This window comes from Polynucleobacter sp. MWH-Jannik1A5 (genome assembly GCF_018881795.1).
GTDB lineage: Bacteria > Pseudomonadota > Gammaproteobacteria > Burkholderiales > Burkholderiaceae > Polynucleobacter.
On record NZ_JACVPQ010000001.1, the window covers coordinates 85,020 to 110,601 of the forward strand.

The 25,582-nt window shown below is 46.0% G+C and carries 26 protein-coding genes; 15 read left to right on the forward strand and 11 right to left on the reverse strand.

The window, feature by feature from the left end:
* The first annotated feature begins 15 nt into the window (after positions 1 to 15).
* Genes ICN23_RS00365 through ICN23_RS00375 form a run of 3 tightly spaced genes read left to right on the forward strand, consistent with a single transcriptional unit; the run spans position 16 to position 3,311 of the window.
* A complete protein-coding gene (locus tag ICN23_RS00365; RefSeq protein WP_216230420.1) occupies positions 16 to 1,392 on the forward strand; it encodes an MmgE/PrpD family protein in 1,377 nt (458 codons plus the stop codon).
* Positions 1,393 to 1,406: 14 nt separating this feature from the next.
* Positions 1,407 to 2,252, forward strand: a complete 846-nt coding sequence (locus tag ICN23_RS00370; protein ID WP_216230421.1) for a CoA ester lyase — start codon at positions 1,407 to 1,409, stop codon at positions 2,250 to 2,252.
* 57 nt (positions 2,253 to 2,309) lie between these two features.
* The gene (locus ICN23_RS00375) at positions 2,310 to 3,311 is read left to right on the forward strand and encodes a tripartite tricarboxylate transporter substrate binding protein (RefSeq protein WP_216230422.1); all 1,002 of its coding nucleotides are present in this window, start codon (positions 2,310 to 2,312) and stop codon (positions 3,309 to 3,311) included.
* 61 nt (positions 3,312 to 3,372) lie between these two features.
* Here ICN23_RS00375 and ICN23_RS00380 read toward each other — a convergent pair whose 3' ends face one another.
* From ICN23_RS00380 to ICN23_RS00400, 5 genes are all read right to left on the reverse strand, one after another.
* Positions 3,373 to 3,741 (reverse strand): Rap1a/Tai family immunity protein, encoded by a 369-nt coding sequence (locus ICN23_RS00380; protein ID WP_216230423.1) that lies wholly within the window; start codon positions 3,739 to 3,741, stop codon positions 3,373 to 3,375.
* A gap of 22 nt (positions 3,742 to 3,763) precedes the next feature.
* The gene (locus ICN23_RS00385; RefSeq protein WP_216230424.1) at positions 3,764 to 4,990 is read right to left on the reverse strand and encodes a DUF3300 domain-containing protein; all 1,227 of its coding nucleotides are present in this window, start codon (positions 4,988 to 4,990) and stop codon (positions 3,764 to 3,766) included.
* 75 nt (positions 4,991 to 5,065) lie between these two features.
* Positions 5,066 to 5,686 carry a hypothetical protein gene (locus ICN23_RS00390; protein WP_216230425.1) on the reverse strand — a complete coding sequence of 207 codons (621 nt, stop codon included), beginning with the start codon at positions 5,684 to 5,686 and terminating at the stop codon, positions 5,066 to 5,068.
* Positions 5,683 to 6,924, reverse strand: a complete 1,242-nt coding sequence (locus tag ICN23_RS00395) for an exo-alpha-sialidase (protein ID WP_216230426.1) — start codon at positions 6,922 to 6,924, stop codon at positions 5,683 to 5,685. The genes ICN23_RS00390 and ICN23_RS00395 overlap by 4 nt, the downstream gene beginning before the upstream one ends.
* The gene (locus ICN23_RS00400) at positions 6,921 to 8,642 is read right to left on the reverse strand and encodes a glycosyltransferase family 39 protein (protein ID WP_216230427.1); all 1,722 of its coding nucleotides are present in this window, start codon (positions 8,640 to 8,642) and stop codon (positions 6,921 to 6,923) included. Before ICN23_RS00400 ends, ICN23_RS00395 begins: the two co-directional genes overlap by 4 nt.
* A gap of 181 nt (positions 8,643 to 8,823) precedes the next feature.
* Between ICN23_RS00400 and ICN23_RS00405 the strand changes: the two genes are divergently transcribed.
* Both ICN23_RS00405 and ICN23_RS00410 read left to right on the forward strand, forming a co-directional pair.
* Positions 8,824 to 9,156, forward strand: a complete 333-nt coding sequence (locus ICN23_RS00405; RefSeq protein ID WP_216230428.1) for a c-type cytochrome — start codon at positions 8,824 to 8,826, stop codon at positions 9,154 to 9,156.
* A gap of 14 nt (positions 9,157 to 9,170) precedes the next feature.
* Positions 9,171 to 10,445, forward strand: a complete 1,275-nt coding sequence (locus tag ICN23_RS00410) for an NAD(P)/FAD-dependent oxidoreductase (RefSeq protein ID WP_216230429.1) — start codon at positions 9,171 to 9,173, stop codon at positions 10,443 to 10,445.
* A 60-nt stretch (positions 10,446 to 10,505) separates the two neighbouring features.
* Here the strand turns inward: ICN23_RS00410 and ICN23_RS00415 are convergent, their stop codons facing one another.
* Together ICN23_RS00415 and ICN23_RS00420 are read right to left on the reverse strand one after the other, a co-directional pair.
* Entirely contained in the window at positions 10,506 to 11,843 is a 1,338-nt protein-coding gene (locus ICN23_RS00415; RefSeq protein ID WP_216230430.1) for a DUF3422 domain-containing protein, read from the reverse strand.
* A gap of 66 nt (positions 11,844 to 11,909) precedes the next feature.
* Positions 11,910 to 13,325: a TAXI family TRAP transporter solute-binding subunit gene (locus ICN23_RS00420; RefSeq protein ID WP_216230431.1), complete on the reverse strand. Its 1,416-nt coding sequence runs from the start codon at positions 13,323 to 13,325 to the stop codon at positions 11,910 to 11,912.
* An 86-nt stretch (positions 13,326 to 13,411) separates the two neighbouring features.
* On the opposite strand from ICN23_RS00420, the gene ICN23_RS00425 reads away from it, so the two are divergent.
* The 4 genes from ICN23_RS00425 to ICN23_RS00440 all read left to right on the forward strand — a co-directional run bounded on the left by ICN23_RS00425 (position 13,412) and on the right by ICN23_RS00440 (position 17,066).
* Positions 13,412 to 14,113: a pirin family protein gene (locus tag ICN23_RS00425; protein ID WP_216230432.1), complete on the forward strand. Its 702-nt coding sequence runs from the start codon at positions 13,412 to 13,414 to the stop codon at positions 14,111 to 14,113.
* Between the two features lie 55 nt (positions 14,114 to 14,168).
* Entirely contained in the window at positions 14,169 to 15,716 is a 1,548-nt protein-coding gene (locus ICN23_RS00430; protein WP_216230433.1) for a UxaA family hydrolase, read from the forward strand.
* Positions 15,717 to 15,777: 61 nt separating this feature from the next.
* The gene (locus ICN23_RS00435) at positions 15,778 to 16,758 is read left to right on the forward strand and encodes a DnaJ C-terminal domain-containing protein (protein ID WP_216230434.1); all 981 of its coding nucleotides are present in this window, start codon (positions 15,778 to 15,780) and stop codon (positions 16,756 to 16,758) included.
* A 5-nt stretch (positions 16,759 to 16,763) separates the two neighbouring features.
* Positions 16,764 to 17,066 (forward strand): chaperone modulator CbpM, encoded by a 303-nt coding sequence (locus ICN23_RS00440; protein ID WP_216230435.1) that lies wholly within the window; start codon positions 16,764 to 16,766, stop codon positions 17,064 to 17,066.
* Positions 17,067 to 17,086: 20 nt separating this feature from the next.
* Here ICN23_RS00440 and ICN23_RS00445 read toward each other — a convergent pair whose 3' ends face one another.
* A complete protein-coding gene (locus tag ICN23_RS00445) occupies positions 17,087 to 19,015 on the reverse strand; it encodes an ATP-binding cassette domain-containing protein (protein WP_216230436.1) in 1,929 nt (642 codons plus the stop codon).
* A 67-nt stretch (positions 19,016 to 19,082) separates the two neighbouring features.
* Here ICN23_RS00445 and ICN23_RS00450 point away from each other — a divergent pair, with 67 nt between their 5' ends.
* Positions 19,083 to 19,676, forward strand: coding sequence for an ATP-binding protein (locus ICN23_RS00450; protein WP_216230437.1), 594 nt, complete (start codon positions 19,083 to 19,085; stop codon positions 19,674 to 19,676).
* A 64-nt stretch (positions 19,677 to 19,740) separates the two neighbouring features.
* Here the strand turns inward: ICN23_RS00450 and ICN23_RS00455 are convergent, their stop codons facing one another.
* The 3 genes from ICN23_RS00455 to ICN23_RS00465 form a co-directional block, all read right to left on the reverse strand.
* On the reverse strand, positions 19,741 to 20,403 hold the full coding sequence (locus ICN23_RS00455) for an OmpW family protein (protein WP_216230438.1): 663 nt from the start codon (positions 20,401 to 20,403) through the stop codon (positions 19,741 to 19,743).
* Between the two features lie 168 nt (positions 20,404 to 20,571).
* Positions 20,572 to 21,987, reverse strand: a complete 1,416-nt coding sequence (gene hemN / locus ICN23_RS00460; protein WP_216230439.1) for an oxygen-independent coproporphyrinogen III oxidase — start codon at positions 21,985 to 21,987, stop codon at positions 20,572 to 20,574.
* 18 nt (positions 21,988 to 22,005) lie between these two features.
* Positions 22,006 to 23,619 (reverse strand): NAD(P)/FAD-dependent oxidoreductase, encoded by a 1,614-nt coding sequence (locus ICN23_RS00465; RefSeq protein ID WP_216230440.1) that lies wholly within the window; start codon positions 23,617 to 23,619, stop codon positions 22,006 to 22,008.
* A 121-nt stretch (positions 23,620 to 23,740) separates the two neighbouring features.
* Between ICN23_RS00465 and ICN23_RS00470 the strand changes: the two genes are divergently transcribed.
* Genes ICN23_RS00470 through ICN23_RS00490 form a run of 5 tightly spaced genes read left to right on the forward strand, consistent with a single transcriptional unit; the run spans position 23,741 to position 25,565 of the window.
* On the forward strand, positions 23,741 to 24,286 hold the full coding sequence (locus ICN23_RS00470; RefSeq protein ID WP_216230441.1) for a YaeQ family protein: 546 nt from the start codon (positions 23,741 to 23,743) through the stop codon (positions 24,284 to 24,286).
* Positions 24,287 to 24,295: 9 nt separating this feature from the next.
* Positions 24,296 to 24,709, forward strand: a complete 414-nt coding sequence (locus tag ICN23_RS00475) for a putative toxin-antitoxin system toxin component, PIN family (protein ID WP_216230442.1) — start codon at positions 24,296 to 24,298, stop codon at positions 24,707 to 24,709.
* A 10-nt stretch (positions 24,710 to 24,719) separates the two neighbouring features.
* Positions 24,720 to 24,941 (forward strand): hypothetical protein, encoded by a 222-nt coding sequence (locus tag ICN23_RS00480; RefSeq protein ID WP_216230443.1) that lies wholly within the window; start codon positions 24,720 to 24,722, stop codon positions 24,939 to 24,941.
* Positions 24,942 to 24,956: 15 nt separating this feature from the next.
* Positions 24,957 to 25,157: a SlyX family protein gene (locus tag ICN23_RS00485; protein ID WP_216153793.1), complete on the forward strand. Its 201-nt coding sequence runs from the start codon at positions 24,957 to 24,959 to the stop codon at positions 25,155 to 25,157.
* 60 nt (positions 25,158 to 25,217) lie between these two features.
* On the forward strand, positions 25,218 to 25,565 hold the full coding sequence (locus ICN23_RS00490; protein ID WP_068323482.1) for a phage holin family protein: 348 nt from the start codon (positions 25,218 to 25,220) through the stop codon (positions 25,563 to 25,565).
* Positions 25,566 to 25,582 lie beyond the last annotated feature (17 nt).

Consider the following 25,582-nt stretch of genomic DNA (forward strand, 5'->3'; position numbering starts at 1 on the left):
AAACACTATTTATTTATGACTACTCAACACCTCTCTCGTGAGCTCGCCAGCTTTGCAGCCAATCTCAAGGCTGCAGACATCCCTAACGATGTCATGAACCGTGCCGAAGATTTATTGGTAGATTGGTTTGGTTCTGCTATCGCCGGCAAAGGCTCGCGCCCGGTTGAACTCATTACCCAATTTGCTCAGAACATGGGTGGGTTTGATGCGGCACACGCTGGCCCATCTGAGATTCTGGTTTCTCGCAAAACCTCCAGTCCCTTTTTAGCGGCAATGGCCAATGCGGCAGCATCCCATGTTGCAGAACAAGATGATGTGCACAATGGCTCAGTCTTTCATCCGGCGACAGTAGTATTTCCGCCGGTACTTGCTTGTGCACAAGCGCTTGGTGCATCTGGCGAAGAATTATTGGTTGCTGCAGTAGCGGGCTATGAAGTTGGCATTCGCGTTGGCGAATTTTTAGGTCGCTCTCATTACAAAGTGTTTCACACCACTGGCACCGCCGGCACTCTTGCAGCGGCTGCAGCAGTTGGAAGACTTCTGAAACTTTCTCCAGAGCAAATGCTCAACGCCTTTGGTTCAGCAGGCACACAATCGGCTGGTCTTTGGGAATTTCTGCGTGATGCTGCCGACTCAAAGCAACTACACACCGCACATGCAGCCTCTACCGGCTTGATGTCTGCTTATATTGCCCAAGCTGGCTTTACGGGTGCACAGCATATTCTGGAAGGCAAGCAAGGTCTCGCTGCTGGTATGTCGAGCGATAGCGATCCAAGTAAGCTCGTAGATCGTTTGGGCAGTCGCTGGGCTTTAGCAGAAACCAGTTTTAAGTACTATGCCTCATGCCGCCATACTCACCCTGCTGCAGATGCTTTATTACAAGTAATGTTGGCTAATAAATTAGTCCCTAGCGATATCGCTAAGGTCGAGACTTTAGTTCATCAGAGCGCTATCGATGTTTTAGGGCCAGTCACTGATCCGGCTACCGTCCATCAATCGAAGTTTTCTATGGGCACAGTCTTGGCTTTAGTTGCTCACTATCAATTTGCCGGCCTACAAGAATTTGACAAGCACTTTCATGATGATGAGATCTGCGCATTCCGCGAGCGCGTTTCTATGACCTTAGATCCTGAAGTCGATGGCGCTTATCCACAACGCTGGATCGGCAAAGTCAAAGTGCATTTAAAGAACGGGCAAGTCTTGGATGGTCGCGTAGACGAACCTAAGGGCGATCCTGGCAATACCTTGTCTCGCGCAGAAATTACCGACAAAGCAATGCGTTTAGCCGCTTTCAGCGGTGGCGCCAACCCAGCTGAGATGAATAAAGCAATTGATCTCTTGTGGAATATCCGCAAACAAGCCAAGATAGGCTTTCTACTTCCTTCGAATTAAGCAGATACCAACCTATGAACCCACTTGATACACCTTTAGGATTTAGCACCAACTTTTTATTTGTTCCAGGTACTCGTCCTGAGCGTTTTATAAAAGCACTTGATAGCGGTGCCAGTGGTGTTGTATTAGATCTTGAAGATGCTGTTGCCGAGGAAGATAAAGTCAGCGCACGCGATGCCATTCGTACTGCTTGGCCAAGCTTTAGTGCTGAGCAAAAGAAACGTTTGGTGATTCGTACGAACTCACCAGGCAGTAAGTTTTATGCGGCCGATCTCATTCTTGCGCAAGAACTACAAGTGGCATGCCTACTCATTCCTAAAAGCGAATCCCTCGATCAAATTAATGGCGCCGCTTTGATATTGCCTAACACCGCCATCATTCCCATGATTGAGACTGCGGTCGGCTTAGATCAGCTGAAAGAAATCGCCAACTCCAATCAGGTTATTCGCCTTGCTTTAGGCAACTTAGATTTACAGGCTGACCTTGGTATGGTTTGTGATCGCCAAGAAACGGAACTGCAAACCGCTCGCTACCAAATCGTTTTAGCTTCACGCCTGGCGCAAATTGCCCCTCCAATTGATGGGGTTACGCCCTCTACAGATGATGTTGAGCGTATTGCAGAAGATGCAGAACGTGCAAAACGCATGGGTTTTGGCGGAAAACTGTGTATTCATCCTAAGCAGGTAGGCATCGTCATTGCTGCGTTTACACCTACAGAAGAAGAACTGGCATGGGCCCAGCGAGTGATTGATGCAGATAAAGCCTCTAAAGGCGGTGCCGTAAAGCTGGATGGTCGCATGATTGATAGGCCAGTGGTGTTATTAGCCCAAAGAACCCTAGCAATTACTGGTAAACACTAGGGTCTTTCAACACAAAAACGCTTTATAAGTGGCAAAATTGACAAACATAACAACAACATGGAGATCAAATTGAAAGTGAAGAAATTTTTATTTTCAGGAATTGCTGCAGCATTAACCGCTGGCGCATTTCTAAGCACTAGCGCTCTTGCGCAAAAAGACTGGCCTACTAAATCAATTCAGTTGGTCGTTCCCTTTGCAGCTGGTGGCCCTACTGACTCTATCGCCCGTTTAATTGCAGTGCCAATGGGTCAAGCCTTCGGCCAAACTGTGGTTGTTGAGAACGTTCCAGGTGCTGGCGGCACAATCGCCTCTACCAAGGTAGCACGCGCTGCACCAGACGGCTACACCATCTATATTCACCACATGGGCATGGCTACTGCTAACGCCTTGTATGACAAGCTCCCATACGATCCAATGACCAGCTTTGAATACGTTGGCCAAGTTGCTGACGTACCAATGGTGTTATTGGGTAAAAAAGATTTGCCAGCAAACAACTTTAAAGAACTTGAGGCTTACATCCGTGCTAATGGTTCAAAAGTTACCATGGCAAATGCTGGTCCTGGCGCTGTGTCACAGCTATGCGGTCTGTTGTTCCAAAGCCGTTTGGGCGTAAAACTTACCAACATTCCTTACAAAGGAACTGGTCCTGCATTAACAGACCTGTTGGGTGGTCAAGTTGACCTCTTGTGCGACCAAACAACTCAGACTATTCCGTACATCAAGGATGGTCGTGTAAAGGCTTTTGGTACAACCACCATGAAGCGTTTGCCAGCGATTCCGAATGTTCCAACTTTGAACGAACAAGGCCTCAAAGGCTTCGAAGTTAAAGTTTGGCACGGCGTTTACGCACCAAAAGGCACTCCACAGCCAATCATGGATAAGATCAATGCTGCTTTGAAGAAAGCATTGAATAATCCTGATGTGAAGAAGCGTTTAGAAGATGCCAATATTGACATCGTTCCAGCAGACAAGGTTTCTGCCAAAGGCTTGAAAGATCATCTTGAAAAAGAGATCAACGTTTGGGGTCCAGTGATTCGTAAGGCGAATATTCCAGACTAAGCATTAACTGCAATAAATAAAAAAGCCAGCGCAATGCTGGCTTTTTTATTGGGCTGAATACTTATTTACATGGGTACTGATCAGTAAAGAAGCGCATTAAGGTTTTGGCTGCGCGATCTTGATTGAACTGAGGGTTTGCCTTAGTCCACACCAAGAACTTTTGCAGGATCACACTGCGGGTCTCGCTCTTGTTTGTAAAGCAGATAGCTGACTTCGCATCCACAGGGCGATTCGCCAAGTAACCTTGATATACGCCCTCTCCGAAACCAAAACAAAAACTACGACCCTGCTCATCATTAGGGTTTTTGCAGAGCTCAACAAATGCAGCGGTACTAGCATCATCCGCTGGGAGATCTTTTTGCGCAAATGCACTAGGCGCAACAGAAAGAGTGGATGCAATAAATAGGAATGTGACAGCTAAAGTTTTCATGATTCTTTTCTCTAAAAATAGATTAACGTCTAAAGCCACCCATATGGCCACCACCAAATCCACCCATATGACCACCGCCCCCACCGCCAAATCCTCCTGGACGACTAGCGCCAAAGTTGCGTGAACGATCTTGATTGCCATCAAAGCGCGCTTGATCCCGCAGCGCGTTCTCTTGAGCTGCCTCGCGATATATATTTGGGTTCGCTCTATCCATCTGAGCATCATTACGCGCTTCTTGGTTTAGACGTGCCGCTTGATTTCTTTCTTCAGGGGTCGCGTCTCTCTGAAAAGCGTTATTAACGCGCTGACCATCGGCTCTTGCCGCTGCCCTCTCCCCTGGTGTTGCATTATTTTTCCAATCGTTTAGCAAACGTTGCTGGTTGGCAATATTTGCCGGTCCGATAATTGGGCGAGAAGGTACGCGCCCGGATGAATTGATGGTCGTAGAGTTAATCGTGCCGTTATTCCAATTGGGGTAAGTCCAAAAATCATCGCCGATCATAAATCCCAAACCAAAAGTCATCAAACCCCAGGCTGGGTCATAGATGGGGTATGGCGGATAGTCTGGGTAAGGCCATGGCCCATAAACCACTGTGGGGTTATAGCTTGGGATATAAACCACTTTTGTATTGGCTGGGCTAATCAAAACATTGCCATCTGCATCAGTAGTGACAGTAATTTGCTGATTAGATTTCAGGGTGCCAGCCTTTACAGCCATTTTTCTGAGGACTTGCACTGCCTTCATAGTGTCTGCAGCTTGAAGCTTATAGGCATTCCCCAGATTTTGGGTCCACTGTAATTTTCTGCCCATCATATTGAATGCTTTTGGAAACGACATGAGAGATTTCACGCTGTCGTTCCAAGATTGTGCCTTCAGTGCATTTTGCAGGTCACCGCCCTTTAGCGCAGCATTGTCGGTTCGCCAGTTATAGGCTTCTGCCACTTCTAGTGGATAGGTTGAGGCTAAAAGCATCAGCGAGAGCAATGAGTCAGGGTATAGCGCTATGGTTGAGACCAATGACTGCAATTGCTCTGAAGAAATGGTTTGTGGGCCAGCGTTATAGCTTGTATCTTGAGCATAACCCTGACTCTGATCATAAGGCTGAGGGTAATAGTTTCCACTGGGTTGATATGGACCGGGATTCATTGCACACCCGGCCATAAGGGATCCACAAGCAATTGTTGCTAAGGCGAGGAATCCTGCTGATTTACCCAATACGGGAATACTTTGCTGACTTGTCTGTTTCATATCTGCCTCGGCATTGACCTATGTAAATAGATCGCTTAACTCATCTCAAATCACTACTTTGCGTTTCAACGATTATTAACCCGGTCTAAATAAATATCCAGAGCGGGCTTTATCGCGGCGCCTTCTATAAAGCATTCCAATAAAGGCAACTAGCGCCCAAATAGCTAAGAACGGATCAAGCAAATAATCCCAAAGGTTGGTGGACTCATGCCAATGAGCCGCCCAAGCAATGATGGCTATCGCAATAATCCACACGCCCTTAGTCCAATTGGCCAAAGCACAAACTACCGCAAATACAAGCACTGCTATTAAGAATGCCATTGATCCATAGCCCCATGCGTAGGGGTCAAGCATTCCTAAACCTAGCGCAAATGGATAAAAACCAATTGCGATGATGGCAATCGCGAATTTAAAGGCGATGGGTGTTGGTTTGCTTGAAGGCAGCAAAGAACTCCATAGCAGCAAAGTTAAAACGATACTCAGATCACCAGTAACGCCACGTACATATGCTACTAGAGGTAATTCCATACCTAGACCTAGCGGCCAGAACAATACATTGCCGATTAACAGAACCAAGAAAAGCTTTACGGCGAATGGAAAAGGATTTGGGGAGAATTTTTGCAATGCCCAAATACAAATAACTGAGGTCGTGATGGATAGCTCAATCAAAGCCAAGGTTTGCATTAATGAATTCATTGCTGAACCTCCTGGTCTTTAGTTTCCAGATCCTGTGACTCAATCTTGCTGAAAGCATGCTTTAACCAAGTAGCAGAAAAATAACGATGGCGAATTTTTTTACGATCCCAGGTATAGACCAAATGGGCGTCGTTGCCATTAACGGTAATTAAGTATGGATAGGAAAATTCTTTTCGCTGCGCATCCGCTAAGGACTCGTCGTCCTCCAGCACCTCAATGACTTGCCACTGCCCTGACTGTGGGTTGCTCATCATCAAAACCAATCGATGGCGACCAGTTTCAATATTATTTAAAGCCAGGATACGAGCGCCACTCTTCAGAGCCACTCCAGCAACCGCAGAATTTGGATTGGCGATTGCTAAATCCTCAGACCATTGCCAGGTTTGGCCAGCATTTTGCGTCTTACTCACTGGTATTTGTTTTGGCAGGCCTGCGCTGCGAGCTTGCCGAAAATAGGCGCTAGCATCTTGAGCGTCGCTCACAAACACCAGCGGCTGAATCGCACTGCGGCCAGAGCTCATACGACGCTTATCAATCACCTGACCGGCATCGATTCTTAAAAACTCACCAAAGCGCCCTATCCACTCATGATAGGCAGGCAAGCCCAACAAGCCATCAGTAAATGAGATGCTCGGGGATTTCACAAGCGTACTTAAGTTCAATAAGGGCGAGCTAATTAGGCGCTGCGGCTTACTCCAAGTCAATCCCTCGTCATCAGATGTGATTGCAGAGATAGAGCTACCAGCCCACCCGCCAATCGAAACCGTCACGAAGAACAATTGGAGACGTCCATCCGCCAATCTAACCGGTACAGGGTTGCCAAGTTTGGCGATATAGCGTGATAGCCCCTTCTCCGCACTGATGCGATCCATTACAACCGTAGGCGCACTCCAATTGGCAGAATGCGAGTCGTATACCGAGCTATAAATCGAAACATCTGCAGCGCCTTCACGACTACCTGCAAACCAAAATGCCCGAACCGCGCCATCCTTCAAGGCAATCAGGGATGCTGCATGCACCGATGGAGCACCAGTGTCTGGTAACCAGTTGGATTGGGGCGCAGGAATAACAACCTTAGGCAGAGCTTTATTTTTACTTACTACAGACTCATCCACCTGATCTTCCGCTGGAGATACAGAGGGCAGTGCAAAAGGTGCCCATACAGGTCGACTATCAATATGCAGAAAGCCCAAGACAGCGGCAAGCAATAAAAAACAGAGTGCAACAATCCGACTCATCTACAAACATCCTTCAAATTTGATACATCTGGCATAGCAGCTGGAGTGGCAATTAAATACTCATTTACAAACAGATGTTTGCCAATATTTCCAGCCAACATCTCTGCAATCTCTTCGTTAGAGTGGCGTGCCCTCATCTCCATTCGCTTCCCAATAATCTGACAGGATTCACATAGCGTAGGCGCAATACCAAGAGGCGACTGTACCGCAACCAGAGGATAAGCGGCGGATAGGCCTGAAACATCTCCAGCATCTTTGGCTAAGTAGCCATGCAATTTAGCGCCTGGCAAGAGCAGACGGTACTCTTCGTCCTTGGCGCGGTAATCACAAGGAATCCAAACATCCTTGCTTTGTAACTGGGTGATGGTCTCAGCAGAGTAGCGCCCCAAACCCCCCTCTAAGGGAGCAAGACTACTGGTCAACGCGCAATAGACTAGAAAACAGGCGGCCAATGCCAGTGTTTTAGTTTGGCTACATTTAAACAAACCAACCAATATTGCCAGCAAGCTTCCCGCCATCAAGATCCAATGACTATAGGAATAGGCCCACTGACCTGCATCACTCATGAAATTGGAAAACTGCAGATTGCCACCAATCCAGAGCAAAAGTGATATCACCAGCAATTGCAAGAGTAAGGCAATCCGAAATCCCCACAAGGGCAACTTATCCCAATACAAAGCAATCAATGCAGCAAATGCTGGCATCACAGGCAGCAGATAGCGACCTGAGCGCTGACTAGGCAAACTAAACACAATCAAGAATGCCACAACCAATAACAACAAGAGAACTTCTTCCAGACTGAGAAAACGACGCGTACGCCAGCATTGCATCAAAGTAGATATCAGAACAAAGCTGAATAAACCAGCATTTGCAATAGTAGTCAGTAATAGCAACCAGATGCTGTCGCCACCACGAAGTAAATCCATGATGTAGCTCGATTGACGGGCAGCAAACTTGCCTGCGTTTTCTCCAAGGACAAACTCCTGCCAGATCGCCTCAGGGTATGGGTCTAGGGCAAACCATAAGGCGAATACTCCCAAGGCAAGTACAGCCATCAAGATTAGCTTGTAAAGATCCCGAATCACTACTTGAGGAATACTCCACTGCCGCCAACGCCAGTAGTAAAGACCCATGGCAAATGAAGCAGGAATAATATACGCAAACGACTTTGCAAATAATGCCAAACCAAAACACACCCCCGCCATCAGCGGAAAAAAGAATCTCGATTCAAAAGCGCTCTTACCCCAATATAAGATTGCCAAAAATGGGAGCGATATCCAAAACACTTCAGGAGGGTCAGCTAGGAATGGACGGCCATAGCGATATGTCGCAAAAAAAGAGAGCCAGACTACCGCTGCCAATAATCCCGTTTGTGTTTTGCCACTAAACCGACGCACTGCCAAAAACAGGAAGAAAGCAGTTAAGCCGGTATATAAAACGCTAGGCCAACGCAAATTAGCTAAAGTCCAATCAGACGCCCAATAGGTGCTAGCAATACCCTGCCAAAAAATAAGCGGGGGCTTGGTATTTTTAATGCCATCCATTTCAGACTGTAGCGGTAACCAATGCCCCGCATCAGCTGTCATCCGCACAATATGCATGTAGGGATATTCGTCACCATTTTTAGGGGCAAAACGACTATCTAAGCCGTAAAGATAGGTAAATACACCTAAAAGGAGAATTAATACGGCAGAACGGTAAGAAAATGAGCCACGCATATCTATAGTTTATAGGGCTTATAGGAAATCCCTGGAAAACTGCTGATGGCTATATTTTTGAATGAGCTTATGAAAAACGAATCTGATGTGAATATCCATTTTCAAGACTTTCTTGATTAAGATATCAACAAACGAATTTGCAATTTATTACTAAGAAATAATCCGAACGGAGAACTACTATATGCGAGCAAGGTATTTAAAACCCGCAATCCTAGCATCTATTTATATTGGCGTTAGCCACTGGAGTGGCACTGCCCTCGCCCAAAATGCAGACGCCAGCAATCTTTACAAACGTGGCCTTGCAGCCACTTGCGCCAATTGTCACGGAACGGATGGCAAAGGTGTAGTTGATGGCGGTATGCCATTAATTAATAACCTCACCAGCGAACAAATTCTGACTCAAATGAAAGCATTTAAGTCTGGCGCACGTGAAGGCACCATCATGCCGCAGTTAGCTAAAGGCTATACCGACGAGCAACTCGAAACCATCGCCAATCAACTTGGCAAGAAATAATAAGGAAGCCCATCATGGATCGTAGACACTTTATTGGCCAAGGCGCAGCAGCAATTGGCTTATTGGCTGGCTTCTCTGGACAAGCGCATGCTAATTTACAAAAAGCAGAAATTCTGGTGATTGGTGGCGGATATGGCGGTGCTACTGCCGCTAAATATCTCCGCCTGTTTTCCAACAACACAGCTAAGGTCACATTGATTGAGCCTAATACCTCTTTCATTTCTTGCCCAATGTCTAACCTAGTGATTGGTGGTTCACGCACACTGGCTGAAATCACCTCACCATATGACACACTCAGTAAACGTCATGGCATCAAGATTATTCAAGATAGCGTGAGTAGCATTGATCCAGATAAGAAAATTGTAAAACTGGCCTCTGGCAAAACTTTGCGTTACGACAAAGCGGTTGTATCCCCAGGCGTATCACTCAACTTCAAGAGCATTGAAGGTCTTGCACAAGCAAATAAAGATGGCGTTACTCTGCAAGCTTGGAAAGCCGGTCCAGAAACAGTCGCACTTCATAAGCAAATTGCAGCAATGCGTGAAGGCGGTACTTTTGCCATTAGCATTCCAGAAGCCCCGTATCGCTGCCCTCCTGGACCGTACGAGCGCGCTTGTCAAGTTGCTAACTACCTTAAGCAGAACAACCCTCGAGGCAAGGTGCTCATTTTGGATGCTAACCAAGACGTTACCTCTAAGGGCGCCTTGTTCAAAAAAGTTTGGGCTGAGCAGTACGCTGGAATCATTGAGTACCGACCAAAGAGCAATGTGGTTGGCGTAGATGCCAAAACCAGAACACTGAAACTCGAAGTTGAGGATGATGTGAAGGCGGATGTACTTAATGTCTTGCCACAAATGGCCGCTGGTGAAATCGCCATCAAAACTGGCTTAGCAAACTCTAATGGTCGCTGGGCTAATGTGAACTTCCTCAATTTTGAATCCACTGCACGTAAAGATATTCACGTACTTGGTGATGCGATTCAGATTGCGCCAGCAATGCCAAAGTCTGGACACATGGCTAACCAGCATGCCAAAGTAGCTGCTGCAGCGATCGTGGCAGAACTCAGTGGTTGGGAAGTGAACCCTGCGCCAGTGTTAACTAATACTTGCTACAGCTTTGTGAACTCCAAGGAAGTGGTTCACGTTGCCAGCGTTCATCAATACAACGCAGCTGAGAAGACCTTTAAAACAGTTCCAGGGTCTGGAGGCCTTTCTCCTGCACCTTCCACATTAGAAGGTGTTTATGCTTGGGGTTGGGCTCACAACATCTGGGCTGATAGCTTAGGCTAATAACCTTTGCAGTCAATAAAAAAGAGACCCTCGGGTCTCTTTTTTATTTCATCAGCGCATTTAAACTTTCAGCCTACGCCGTCTACGCCGACTAATGATTAAGAATGTAATAGCGATGATAGGAGCAGCTATAGCGGCAACAATCTCAGGATGAATAGCAAGACCTACTTCTTTTCCACCCTTCATGATGTAAACCAATAAACCGACAGCATAGTAAGTCAACACCAGCACCGACAAGCTCTCCACTGTTTCTTGAAGTCTGAGCTGCAGTCTAGCGCGCTGATCCATACTAGCCAGCAATTTTTGTGTCTGCTGCTCGTTAACAAACTCAATACGAGTTCTCAGGGTTTGGGTTGTTCTAGAAATACGATCCGACAATTCGCGCAAACGTCTTTGAGTCCAAATGCAAGTACCCATGGCAGGTTGGAAACGTCGATCCATAAACTCAGATAATGTTTGCACCCCAGGAATGGATGTCTCATTTAGCTCAAGTAAATTTTTTGAGAGTAATTGGCTATAAGCCTCAGCAGCAGTAAATCGCAGCCCATATCCCGAGATCCATTGCTCAATGCGGGAAGCCAGTCGGGAGAGCTCCTCTAGAAATAAGCCATCTTTTTCGGTATTAACGCCAGACTCAGCCTGTAGCTGAGAGATTTTTTCAGATAAAGCGGCTAACTCGGACTCCGCCTCTCTTAGCGGTAGAGAAAGACTTTTAGCCACAGGGAATGAAACCATGGCAACCATGCGATAGGTTTCAGCCTCTGCTAAGCCTCTGGCTATACGACCCAATTGTCTTGAACCTAATACATCATGCGGAATAAAGAAGGAAATAAAGCCGTCTTGCTCTAGCTGTAAGTCAGTCCATAACTGCGCTTTTTTGCTCGACAGAATGTAACTACCCAGTACAGTGTTACCGCTAAAAATTTCAGATACTTCTAGCGCCTCAGTAAATAAAGGGCGATGTTCAAAAACCAAATCTAAGGCAGAAATTCGTTGGCCACCAGACTCAGAAATAGTCGGACATCCCAAATTTTTAAACAGTAAATTTAGATCTTGCTCAATTTCCAATCTTGACTTGAGCAAAGGCTCCTTAACCTTAGTCTTATTATGAACAATCACTGCAATGGTCGCGAATTCACCATGCAACTCCCACTTCACCAATACTCTTTCGGGCTCTGGCGCTAAATGGAGCGTCATAAAAGAGTGGTCATCACGACTGGGGGTGCATCCCAAGGCGCTACTGAGTTTTTGTACCCATGCTATCTGCTGTTGACGAGAAGCGGCATCCAATAAAAAGGATTGTGAAATCACCCTCTCATTTGGCCACAATGGAATGGGAGGTCGCGCATGAACCTCTTCATGCAATAACGCTCTGGAGGGGTGATCGTATGGTCTCATAGCTTATGTAATTTTTTTATTTCTTTAGATCATATACCCAAGCTATATCGAAACATACCTATGAGCCTAAATAGGATCGTTATTGCCACCTAAATCCTCGTAACCATAGGGATGTTCGCCCCTATTCAAGCAATTGCGCACGTAATCAATGCTGGTACGCAAGGTGTAGTAGTCGCTTGACATGCGTTTGGAGATTTTGATTCTGAGCGCCTGGTACTCAAGTAAGTTCAGTCTTTGCAGATATTCATCGCGCTGTTCATCATTAAAACCATCAAGCAACTCTTGCTCCAAGGCTTTGAGGGAACCATATAAACGATTGATCTTATTTTGCATCCGCTTAGTACGATATCCAGGCAGCGATTGCAGGATTGGGTATGCAAGAGCGCAAAATGGCAACAGAATAAAGACCAGTCGATTTATCAGCTCAGCCAACCAAAACGGCACATAGGTCGACAACAGTGGGTAGTGATTATTTTCGTAATGTACTGCTATAGGACTATCGGGCAATATCGAATCCTTGAACGAAGGAAATTCTCCACGCTCTGAGAAAAATGAACCACGACCATTAATTTCTCGAGCAGCCTCTAGAAAGAGGAATTGAATTGCAGGATGCATCCGATCATCCACCAATAGATTAGTAGTGGTAGCAAGTAACTTCATATCTTGCGGAGGGAAATTGCGTTCTAGATTAAAAGATCCCTGAGGTACGTCCAAAATATGAAGGTAGGGAATGAGCTTGACATAGGCCTCGGCGCGCTTAAAGGTGACAACATGCACAGATGGGTCATTAAGCAGCGCCTGTACATTAGGAGCTTCAAAAGCATCAACGATAAAAGCACCGTCAATTTTTCCTGCTTGTAGAGCCTTAACTGCTTCTCCTCCAGGTAAATAAACGAACTGTGGAAGATGCTCAAATCCTGATATTTTTAAAATCTTAAATGCTTGTGCGTAAGTGCCGCTGCCCTTCACACCAATAGAAAGAGTCTTAGATGAGAAATATTTGAAATTTCCTCTGTGCGCCTCTAGATCGCTATTCTTCACTTCTGGGCCACGATAAAAAAACCATACTGGATCGTAGGCGATTGCTCCTAGTGATTGGACTCCCTTAACTTCTTTAGCATGAGCCACCCCTGCTTGCACAAAGGCAGCCTGAACAGGATCATTGCGATCCGCTAAGCGTTCAATATTTTCTTGCGCCCCTAAGGTCGGCACAAGCTCCAGAGTGACGCCCTTCTTTGCAAAATATTCTTGGTACTTTTTGCCTAAGGCCTCATAGGATCCGCCGGCAGATCCTGTAGCCAATTGAACATGATTGGGCGGCGGGGGATCAGCATACAACCAGATACCCATCAATATTGCCAGTAAGAGAAGTAATAGTGGCCAAGCCTCTTGTAAGAATTGGGTGAAGTCACTCCACTTCTCCTGAGCGCTCTCAGAAAGACCTAAAAATATTTCCCTAATGTCTTGTTTAAAACTTCCCATGCGCTACCGATCAGCAAAATTCATTAAAGCTAATGATAATGTCCTTATACAGATTCTTTCAATTTGCTTTTGGATACCCTAAAACCATGATAAATCTCAGAAAATCCCAAGATCGTGGCTATGCAGACCACGGCTGGCTTAAAAGCTTTCACTCCTTTTCATTCGCCGGCTACCATGACCCTCGCTTTATGGGCTGGGGAAACTTGCGCGTGATTAATGAGGATCGTGTTACAGCCGGAATGGGCTTTGGTAAACACGGCCATCGCAATATGGAAATTATTAGTTATGTTCTTTCAGGAGAATTGGCGCATCAGGACAGCATAGGCAATATTGAGTCCATTCCCCCAGGCGATGTTCAGCGCATGAGTGCTGGCAGCGGAGTAACCCATAGCGAGTTCAATCACGCCAAAGATCAAACTACCCATTTTTTGCAAATCTGGATAGAGCCCAACGTTTCTGAGATTGAGCCTAGCTATGAACAAAAAACAATTCCAGCAATTGAAAAAGAGGGCAAGCTTCGCATCATCGCCTCCCCCACCGGAAATGATGGCGCCTTGAAACTTCATGCAGATGCCACCATCTATGCGGGACTTTTCAATGGCCCTCAATCCGCAACAATGAAACTTAATCCCAAGAGAAAAGCATATGCCCATCTCATCCGCGGAATGCTCACGATCAATGGCCAAAAGTTAGTTGCAGGTGACGCCCTATTCATTGAAGATGAGCCTTCCTTAGAAATAAGTGCTGGAGTCGATGCAGAAGTACTAATTTTTGACTTGAGTCATTAAATATCTGACTACTTCGTCATACGATCAGCTCATCCTATTGAAAAGCTTATAGATCATGATTGAAACCTCTGGAAAGAAACTGGCTGGCCCCATTATTCGCCTACATCCCAATGACAATATTGTTGTTGCGCGAGTAGATATTGGCATTGGTACCGAGGTACCTAGCGAGAACTTCACAAGCCGCAGCCAAGTGCCAGCAGGTTACAAAATCGCCTCTCAAAAAATACTGAAGGGTGAACCCATTCTCAAGTACAACGTCACCGTAGGATTTGCTAATACCGATATTGAAGCCGGTACCATGGTCCATAGTCATAACACTGAGTTTCGTGAGTTTGATCGTGACTATGCTTACGCCAGCGAATACAAGCCTACAACTCTCTTGCCCGAATCTGAACGCGCTACTTTTCAAGGCTATGTCAGACCCAATGGCAAAGTAGGAACGCGCAATTTCATCGGCATTCTTTCTACCGTTAATTGCTCAGCAACAGTTGTGAACAAAATTGCAGATTGGTTTACACCTGAGCGCCTCAAAGAGTTTCCCAACGTAGATGGTGTGGTGGCTTTTAGTCATGATATTGGCTGCGGCATGGAGATGAGTGGCGAGCCTATGGAACTTCTACGCCGCACGATGGCCGGGTATGCACGGCACCCTAACCTAGCTGCCGCACTCATCGTAGGTCTTGGCTGTGAACGCAATCAACTGAAAGGCTTGATGGAGCAAGAAGACCTTACTGAGAATGCTAACTTGCACACTTTTATCATGCAAGAAACAGGCGGCACTCGCAAAACGATCGAAGCCGGCATTGAAGCAGTAAAAGCATTACTACCTGAGGCAAATAAAGCCAAGCGTGAGACTGTATCCGCAAGTCATTTATGCGTTGGTCTGCAATGTGGCGGCTCGGATGGCTTTTCTTCCATCACAGCTAACCCAGCTTTAGGGGCTGCGATTGATATTTTGTCCTGTCATGGTGGCACTGGAATTCTTTCGGAGACGCCAGAAATTTATGGTGTTGAACATACCCTCACCCGCCGTGCAGTTAGCAAAGCCGTAGGCGAAAAACTGATTCAACGAATTCGCTGGTGGAAAGATGAGTACTCTGTTGGTAGAGACGTACAAATTAATGGTCAAGTAAGTCCAGGCAACCAAATTGGCGGTTTAGCCAATATCTTTGAAAAATCACTAGGCTCATCTATGAAGGGCGGTACCGGTCCGCTGATGGAAGTCTATAAGTATGCTGAACCAGTCAAAGCTAAAGGCTTCGTATTTATGGATACCCCTGGATTTGACCCAGTTTCTGCGACTGGGCAAATTGCTGGCGGCGCTAACCTGATTGCCTTCACTACAGGTCGCGGGTCTATGTTTGGCTCTAAGCCTGCACCCTGTATCAAATTAGCCACCAATACCCCGATGTATCAGCGCCTTACCGAGGATATGGATATCAACTGCGGGGAGATTTTGGACGGCACTGTCTCCGTCCAGGAAATGGGGCAGCGGATATTTGAGTTATTCCTTAGGACCGCCTCAGGCGAACCCTCTAAGAGTGAGCTTCTTGGCCTGGGCGACTATGAATTTGTTCCCTGGCAAATTGGGGTAATGAGCTAAGAGAACTGTAGAATTAATCCTATTAGCTCAACCCAGATAGAAACGACACTGAAACAAGCTTATGAAATTTAGGGATTACTACGAAACTCTTGGCGTTGCTCGCAGCGCTACCGAGGCTGAAATCAAATCAGCCTATCGCAAACTAGCGCGCAAATATCATCCAGACGTCAATAAAGAAGCTGGAGCTGAAGAACAGTTCAAACAAATCGGTGAAGCCTACGCCGTTTTAAAGGACACCGAAAAACGGGCGGCCTATGATCGCTTTGGCGAGAATTGGAAAAACGGTCAAGACTTCACACCTCCTCCTAATTGGAATGAAGGTTTTGAATATTCTGATGCTGGCTATGGTGGCGGTCATCCTGGCTATGGTGGCGGCTTCGAGGGTGATCAAAGTGAATTCTTTGAATCTCTTTTTGGCAGAGGTAAGCATCGCCAAGGTGGACGCAGTAGCAACAGTCGTCAGGGCATGAACTTTAAAGGGCAAGATCATCACGCCAAAATTTTGATTGATCTCGCAGACGCTTACAACGGCGCTAAGCGTACGATTGCCTTGCACATGCCTACACAAGATGCGAGTGGTCATGTCAGCACTCAAGAACGTAAGCTAGATGTCAGCATCCCCAAGGGTATTAAAGCCGGACAAAATCTAAGACTTTCTGGCCAAGGCGGCCCTGGTATGGGCGAAGGTCCTGCCGGTGATCTCTACTTAGAAATCGACTTTCATCCAAACCCCATCTATCGCGTAGACGGTAAGGATGTATTTATTGATATTCCACTGGCCCCATGGGAAGCTGCTTTAGGTACGACAGTCAATGTGCCTACCCCAGCAGGCAGCACTCTGGAATTAAAAATCCCAGCAGGAACAGTAGCAGGTCGCAAGATGCGCCTCAAAGGCAAAGGCATCCCTAGCTCTGAGCCAGGTGATTTATATGTGGTTCCTAGCATTGCCCTGCCACCAGCGCAAACCGATGCTCAGAAAGAGGCCTACCAAAACTTTGAGAAGGCTTTTGATTTCAACCCCAGATCTCACTTGAAGGGATGATGGATATGACGCAAACAAATATCACTTGGATTGAAGGCGCAGTAGTTGAGAACGAAGTTCACATGACGATTGTTGAGCTCTCACACGCATCGCGCACACCAGAAGATCTCATCATGACCTGGGTTTCTGAAGGTGTACTAAGTCCAGCAGGATCCTCACCTGAAGATTGGCGCTTCAGCGGTGACTCATTGAGAAGGGCCAAAACTGCAGCGCATCTCACACACGATCTAGAGTTGAATGCGCCTGGCGTCGCCCTGGCGCTCGACCTGCTTGATGAAATTGCTCAACTGCGCGCGCGTTTAAAGTAAGGCTCTAAGCTAGTGATGGCCTAGGATTCGGAGCGACTTAAAAGCTGCTCCCAACGCTGCAGCTTCTGATCTAAATCAGCAGTAATTTCACTCAAACGAGCTTGCATGCTGGCTGCCAGCTCAGGTTCGTTCTTATATAAATCTGGATTGCTCATAGCAATTCCAATATCTGCCTGCTCTGTTTCCAATTCTTCAATTTGCAAAGGCAATGCTTCTAACTCTTGACGCTCTTTGCCATTGAGTTTTTGAACGCCGCTTTTTGGCGCTGGCTTAGTGTCTACTTTAGGCTCTGCCTTGGTCTCTACTTTGCTCTCCACCCTTTCTGTTGACTTAGAGTTTGCATTAGATGCGCGGATCTTTTCTGAACGGGCTTTTTGAATCTTCCAATCCTCGTAACCACCTTCATATTCGCGCCAGAAGCCATCGCCCTCATTCGCAATAATGCTCGTTACTACGTTATCCAAGAAATAACGATCATGGCTAACTAAGAAGACAGTACCTTTGTAATCTTGTAAGAGTTGCTCAAGTAAATCTAAGGTATCAATATCTAAGTCGTTGGTTGGCTCGTCTAGAACCAATACATTAGCTGGTCTAGCAAACAAGCGGGCCAGCAATAGACGGTTACGCTCACCACCAGATAAGGTGCTTACTGGTGAATTGGTTCTCTCTGGCGCAAATAAGAAATCACTCAAGTAACTCTTGACGTGCTTTTTATTGCCATTGATTTCAATCCACTCACTACCTGGACTGATGTAATCCTCTAGTGAAGCATTGAGATCTAAGCCTTCACGCATTTGATCAAAATAGGCAACTTCAATTCGGGTTCCCATGGTTGCGGTACCCGAGTCAGGCGCAATGGTTCCTAGAATCAATTTAAGTAAAGTAGTCTTACCAGCGCCATTGGGGCCTAACAAGCCAACCTTATCGCCACGCAAAATAGTTGCCGTGAAATCCTTCACGATTGGACGATCGTAGGTTTTGCTGACATTTTGTAGGTCAGCCACAATTTTGCCACTACGATCACCAGCAGATACCGCCAACTTCACCTGCCCCATAGCATCTCGACGCTCAGCACGACTGGTGCGCAACTTTTCAAGGCGAGCAATACGGGCTACGCTTCGAGTACGGCGCGCCTCCACCCCTTTGCGGATCCAAACCTCTTCTTGAGCCAGTAATTTATCTGCCCGAGCATTAGCTAAAGACTCCGCATTGAGCTCTTGTTCTTTTAAAACCTCATATTGAGTGAAGTTTCCGGGATAGCTTCGCAGAATGCCACGATCAAGTTCAACAATTTGTGTGCAGACGTTGTCCAAGAAGGCGCGATCATGGGTAATCAAAATGACAGAGCCTTGATATTCCTTAAGCAACTCCTCCAACCATGCAATCGAATCTAAATCTAAATGGTTGGTTGGCTCATCGAGCAATAGTACGTCCGGCATTTCAACCAGAGCACGTGCTAGAGCTACGCGTTTTTTAGTTCCACCAGAAAGAGTATTGATTTTGAGATCAGCTTCTAGATGTAAGCGATCTAAAGTTTCATGAACGCGCTGCTCCCAATTCCAACCGCTAAGAGCCTCTAATTGGGACTGCACTTCGTCCAAGCGATGATGGGAGGCATCATCCCATTCACCAACACTCAGTGCCTCGTACTCTTCTCGCAGGGCTTTTGCTTGCGCCACACCTTTGGATACCGCATCAAACACCGTTTCTTCAGCCTCAAAAATAGGTTCCTGAGGAACATATGCAATGCGTAGACCCTGTTGATACTGCAGGAGCCCATCATCCATTTTTTCGATACCGGCCAAGATCTTCAACAAAGAAGATTTGCCAGTGCCATTTCGGCCAATTAAGCCAACACGCTCCCCTGATTCCAGAGAAAAAGCCGTGTTTGCGAGGAGGTCAACGTGGCCAAAAGCCAGTTTTGCATCAGTGAGTACGATTAAAGCCATGGCGACATTATCGTCACTTCCCCAAAACACGAGATATTTCCCCCGATTTCTGCGAGACTAGCTCCATATGGTCTGCAAATTAACCCCTTCCGCGCCCCGCCTCATCCTATTCGCTGGTCATGCGGGTACTGGCAAATCTACTTTGGCCAAAAAAGCGTTGCCTTTGATTATTGAAAAGACTGGGGAGGATTTCTTCTTTCTAGACAAAGACACTGCATACGGCGCGTTTAGCGCCCAGGTCATGAAGCTGACTACTCAAAACCCAAATGATCGTGATAGCCCCTACTACCTTGCAAACTTGCGAGATTGGGAATACCAAGGACTCATTGATATTGCTAGAGAGAACTTAATACTGGGTGTCAATGTCATCTTAGTTGGGCCGTTCTCAAAAGAGATTCAGAGCGGCAGAATGTTTGATGCAGTTGCGCTTGGTGTGCCGCCACAAACCACCATTCAAATTGCTTGGATCGATTTAGATGAGGCTGAAGCCAAACAACGAATGGAGAAGCGCGCCGATCCTCGGGATGAATGGAAGCTAGCTCATTGGGATCAATATGCCAAGCGCAGAACAGAGCCACCTACCCACTCTTTATTACATCGATTCAATAACCGAGTCTTTGATGAAGCTGCTTTTGAAATGCTTATTCAAGATTTAATTTAAGAATCGTTCGATAAAAAAATAGGGCCCCTGAAGGGCCCTATCTCAAGATCTAAGAACTGAATCCTTAGAACTTGTAAGTCACACCAATAGCTGGCATTAATGGATTCAAAGTCAATTTACCAAGGTCTTGACCTGGCGCAACATTTTGACCAGTAACAGTAGTACTCATTGTGGCGTATTTCAAATCAACGTTTACACCCCAATTTTTGTCAATCATATAATCTGCGCCGATTTGGCCAACAAATCCAACGCTATTTTGACTAACTGTAAGAGCATTATTCACGCCACCAAGCGAGAAATTATTACGATTTCCGAAAATAGTGTAGTTGATACCTGCACCAATGTAAGGCTTAAAAGCACCTAAGTCAGTGAAGTGATATTGCAGTAAGAGCGATGGTGGCAACGCATTAACCGTACCTGTAGGGCCTGATGTCAAATTGGAATTAATATTCACAGGCTGGGGATAGCTCAACACTAATTCTGTTGCAATGTTTTTAGTGAAGAAATAAGAAACATCAAATTCAGGAAGCCATTGATTTGAAGCATTAATGTTATTGGTTTGTACGCCTGCAACTGTAGAAGAACCGTTTGCCTGACCATTTTGCCAGTCTACATATACTGCGCGCACACGCAACATCCAAGGATTTTCTTCCGCTTGAGCTTGAGCCGCGATTGGGGCTAAAGATGCAACTGCAGCCATGGCTGCTACGAGTGACTTAATACGCATGATGGTTTCCCTTTTTGTTATCAATTTCGATGAAACTATTTTCAAATTGATACCAATGCGGGAATTTGATGTAAATCAAATGGAAAGTATTTGAGAATTTTTTGATTGCTTAAAAGCAACACTGTTTTAGAGCTTATTTGATCTAGATCAAATGACTAGAGATTTACCCTATAAAACCTTGGAGTAAGTACCTTTTGCTTGAGACTCTCTGAGATGTCGATCAAAGGTCATTGCAACTCGGCGCGCTAAGAGGCGACCCTTCGTGGGTACTAAGATTGTTTCACCCTGCCAATCTAAAAGGCCTGCATCTCCAAGGTGTTTTAACTCTTCAATCTCAGTTTTAAAGTAAGCCTGGAAATCAATCTGATGTGATTTAGCAAAAGACTTTGTATCTAATTCGAATTGACACATCAATTCGCCGATCAACTCTCGACGTAACAGATCGTCCTGATCAAGACGCAAACCTCTCAGTACTGGTAAATGCCCTTGATCTAGCGCCTCGTAATACTCATCCAAGGTTCGCACATTCTGGGAGTAACAATCATCTACCTTGCCAATAGAAGAAATACCAAAGGCCAGTAGATCGCACTCAGCTTGTGTCGAATAACCCTGGAAATTGCGATGGAGTTTGCCCTCTTTTTGAGCAATCGCTAATTCGTCATCTGGTTTAGAAAAATGGTCCATCCCAATAAAGACATAGCCAGCCTCACCGAGGCGCTCGATCGTATTGGAAAGAATATCCAACTTATCAGCGGCAGGCGGTAAATCTGCTTCAGCAATCCGGCGTTGCGGCTTAAAGATATGTGGCAGATGCGCATAGTTATAGACCGATAGACGATCAGGATTCATTGCTAATACCGCATCTACAGTTTCTTTAAAGGTTGCCGGTGTCTGCTTGGGAAGCCCATAGATTAAATCTACGCTTCGCGATTTAAAGCCATACTTTCGGGACCAGTCCATGACTGCCTGGGTCTCTTCAATCGTTTGCACGCGATGGACTGCCTCTTGCACAGCGAGATTGAAATCCTGCACACCCAAACTGATGCGATTAAAGCCCAACTCCGCCAAGAGTGCGATATCTTTTTCAGTAACGCGTCTAGGATCGATCTCAATGGAGTACTCGCCACCGGGCAGCAATTCAAAATGCTCACGGGTGTGATGCATGAGCTCGATCATCTCTTCGTGAGATAAGAAGGTAGGCGTGCCGCCACCCCAATGTAATTGCGTAATGGGAATCTTCTTTTGCGCACCCATCGCCTTAGTGACCATCGCCATTTCTTTGGCGAGGTACTTAATATATTTGGCACTACGCCCATGATCCTTGGTAATGATTTTGTTACAGCCACAGTAGTAACAAATATTGGGGCAGAACGGTAAATGAAAGTAGAGAGAAAGAGGCTCATCCACTTTAGCCACTCGCTCTAGAGCCGCCAAATAATCTGCTTCAGCAAAATCATTATGAAAACGATCGGCACTGGGATAAGACGTATAGCGTGGACCATTGATATCAAACTTTTTCAGCAGCTCAGGATGAAATAAGACATCTTTTTCTTGTGCTGTTGATGAATTTGCTACAGAGATCATAGAAGACTTATGTGAAAGTTACTTTGCTAAATAGTCTAGCGCTACTGCTTCTGCTACTTTAATCCCATCAACACCTGCAGACAAGATTCCACCAGCATAACCAGCGCCCTCACCTGCTGGGTAAAGTCCTTTGATGTTAAGGCTTTGGTAATTGGCGCCGCGGGTAATTCTCAATGGCGAGGATGTGCGCGTCTCAACTCCAGTTAAGACGGCATCTTTCATGGAGAAGCCTTTAATTTGCTTCTCAAATGCTGGTATTGCTTCTCGAATGGCCTCGATAGCATAGGCGGGTAAGCTGTCAGCAAGATCAGTTAGGTGAACACCTGGCTTATATGAAGGCAAAACACTACCGAATTCAGTAGAAGGCTTACCCTCTAAAAAATCACCAATGAGCTGACCCGGCGCCTCATAAGTGCCGCCGCCTAATTCAAATGCTTTGGACTCGATCGCTCTCTGAAACTCAATACCCGCAAGCGGACCACCCGGATAATCTTCCGGAGTAATGCCCACCACGATGCCAGCATTGGCATTACGTTCATTGCGCGAGTATTGACTCATACCATTGGTTACAACTCGGTTGGGCTCTGATGTCGCAGCCACGACAGTGCCACCAGGGCACATGCAAAAGCTATAGACCGAGCGGCCATTTTTAGCGTGATGCACTAACTTGTAATCCGCAGCACCAATGAGCTCATTACCTGCATGTGGACCGAGACGCGCTCGATCAATCAGCGACTGGGGGTGTTCAATACGAAATCCTACCGAAAATGGTTTGGCTTCCATATAGACCCCAGCATGGTGCAGCGCTTCAAAGGTGTCCCTTGCGCTATGCCCTAAAGCCAAGATGACATGGCTAGCGGGTAAGTCTGGCTGCCCTTCTATTTTGACCCCAGTGATTTGCTCATTCTGAATATCAAAGCCAACCACCTTTTGAGTAAACCGTATCTCACCGCCTAGCTCAATGATTTCTTGGCGCATCTTTTCCACTACGCCAACTAGGCGAAAGGTGCCGATATGCGGCTTAGCTACATAAGTAATTTCTTCTGGCGCTCCGGCTTTCACAAACTCATGAATGACTTTGCGTCCGTAAAACTTGGGGTCTTTGATTTGGCTATACAACTTGCCGTCTGAAAACGTGCCGGCACCGCCCTCACCAAACTGAACATTCGACTCTGGATTAAGTGTATTTTTGCGCCATAAGCCCCAAGTATCTTGCGTACGTTCACGAACTTTTTTTCCACGCTCCAAAACAATTGGCTTAAAGCCCATTTGTGCCAACACCAAGGCAGCAAAAATTCCGCAAGGGCCAAAACCAATAACGACTGGACGTAGTACTTTTCCAGATTGGATAGAGTCAGGTGCTTTTGCTACAAAGTGGTAGCTTGTGTCTGGCGATGGCCTAATATGAATATCGCCCGCGAATTTCTTCAGCAGATCATTTTCATTTTTGACCGATAAATCTACGGTGTAGATAAAAGATAAGGCAACGTTTTTTCGGGCATCGTAACTTCGCTTGAAGACCTCAAAGCCGATTAAGTCTTTGGCGTTTAAACCCAAGCGTTTCAGAATCGCCTGCTCCACAGCTTCTGGAGCATGGTCAATAGGTAGACGCAATTCAGTAATACGGATCATGGGGTTTTACGATACACAGTCATTTGAGGCCTTTTTAGCCCCCGAAGAAGCCATAAGCCAAATAATACTGGTTATGGACTCACTCAGGCTAGGAGATCGAACATAAAGGCGATAATGCGTTATGGCTCTACGCGCAACTATCCACAAAGCCGACCTTCATGTCGCAGATTCTGACCGTCATTACTACGGTAGTCACTCCTTAACCATTGCTAAGCACCCCTCAGAGACTGAGCAGCGAATGATGATCCGGATCATCGCTTTTGCATTGCAGGCTCACGAAGACCTGGTATTCACAAAAGGTCTTAGCGATACCGATGAACCCGACCTCTGGATTAAAGACCTGACCGATGCCATTCAGTTGTGGATTGAGATTGGCCAGCCAGACGAGCGGCGCATTTTGAAGGCCTGTGGTCGCTCAGATCAGGTGATTGTGTATTGCTATGGCGGACACACAAGCAAAATCTGGTGGGATGGCATTGCTAATAAATTAACTCGCGCACGCAATTTACAGGTGATTTCGATTCCAGCTGAACAGGCTGAAGATTTAAATAAATTGGTTGAGCGTAGTATGGTCATTCACGTCAATATTCAAGATGGTGAGGCTTATGTTTCTTCCGACCAGGGGCAAGTCACCATTACCCCCGAAGTTTGGCGTAACAATCAATAGGCCCCAGATATGCAGGTGGTAGTTTTTGATACCAATGTCTTGTTAGATCTATTTGTCTTTAATGACTTTCGTGCACTTCACTTAAAGCAAGCACTCATTGATGGAAAAATAGATGCGCTGGCTACTCATGCCACTCTAGAAGAATTTGCTGACGTGGTTGCACGTCCTTTATTTTCTTTAGACCAAGCCCAACAAGAGCGGATCACCCTTCAATGGCAGGGATTAGCGAGAATATTGAATGACAATGATTTACTGAAGGCGCCCTGGGTATGCCAAGACCCTGATGATCAGGTATTTTTAGATCTTGCATTTACTGCAAAGCCCAGCACTCTCATTAGCAAAGACAATGAAGTGCTTCGCTTTGCAAATACAGCAATGGCGGCACAAGTTCTCATTACCGCTGATTACAAGACATTTGATTGATAATATCGTTATGAGCAAACCAAAAATGGCAGACCCTGATGATGGTCTATTTAAACCAGGCAGCAAACTTCGGCACATTAAGACTGGCGGCTTTTATAAAGTGGTCTTCCTTGCCAATGTAGAGGCTACCCTCGAGCCCGCCTACGTTTATGAATCGATGCAATCACATGATTTTTGGATTAGGCCCAAAACAGAAATGGAAGATGGTCGCTTTGAACTCATCTCTGAATAAGAAGGCAACTTGAATATGTCTGAAGAAAGAATCACCAATTTAGAGATCAAGCTGAGCTTTACTGAAGATCTCATCGAGAAACTGAACGAAACAGTTTACAAACAGCAGCAACAAATTGAGTTTCTGTATCGCGAACTCAAAGCCATCAAAGAGCAAGCTAGCAGTAGTGGTGGCGGTGGCGGGAGCCTTAAAGATGAAATTCCTCCCCACTACTAGTCAACTGCTAATATAGCCATTAGGCATAAGCCCCTTACAACATTAATAAAGGAAACCTCCGTGAGCAACTTAACGCTATTTTTAGTCCAATGGGGCTTAACTTCTTTATCCCTTTGGGTTGCCAGCTACATTTTTAGTGGCCTGCGCTTTGCGGATGGTGGCTCTTTAATCATTGCCGCCCTGCTTCTGGGTTTTGCAAACGCGATTGTGAAACCCTTATTGGTGCTTTTCACACTTCCGTTAACCGTAGTCACGATGGGCCTCTTCTTGCTCGTGATTAACGCTTTGGTATTAATGCTTGTTTCTGCAGTGGTGAGTGGCTTTACGATTTCCAGCTTCTGGACCGCATTCTTTGCCAGCATCTTTATTTCTTTATTTAGCCTCTTTGTTAGCGGCCTGGTCTTTTAAGAAATACTTTATCGAGC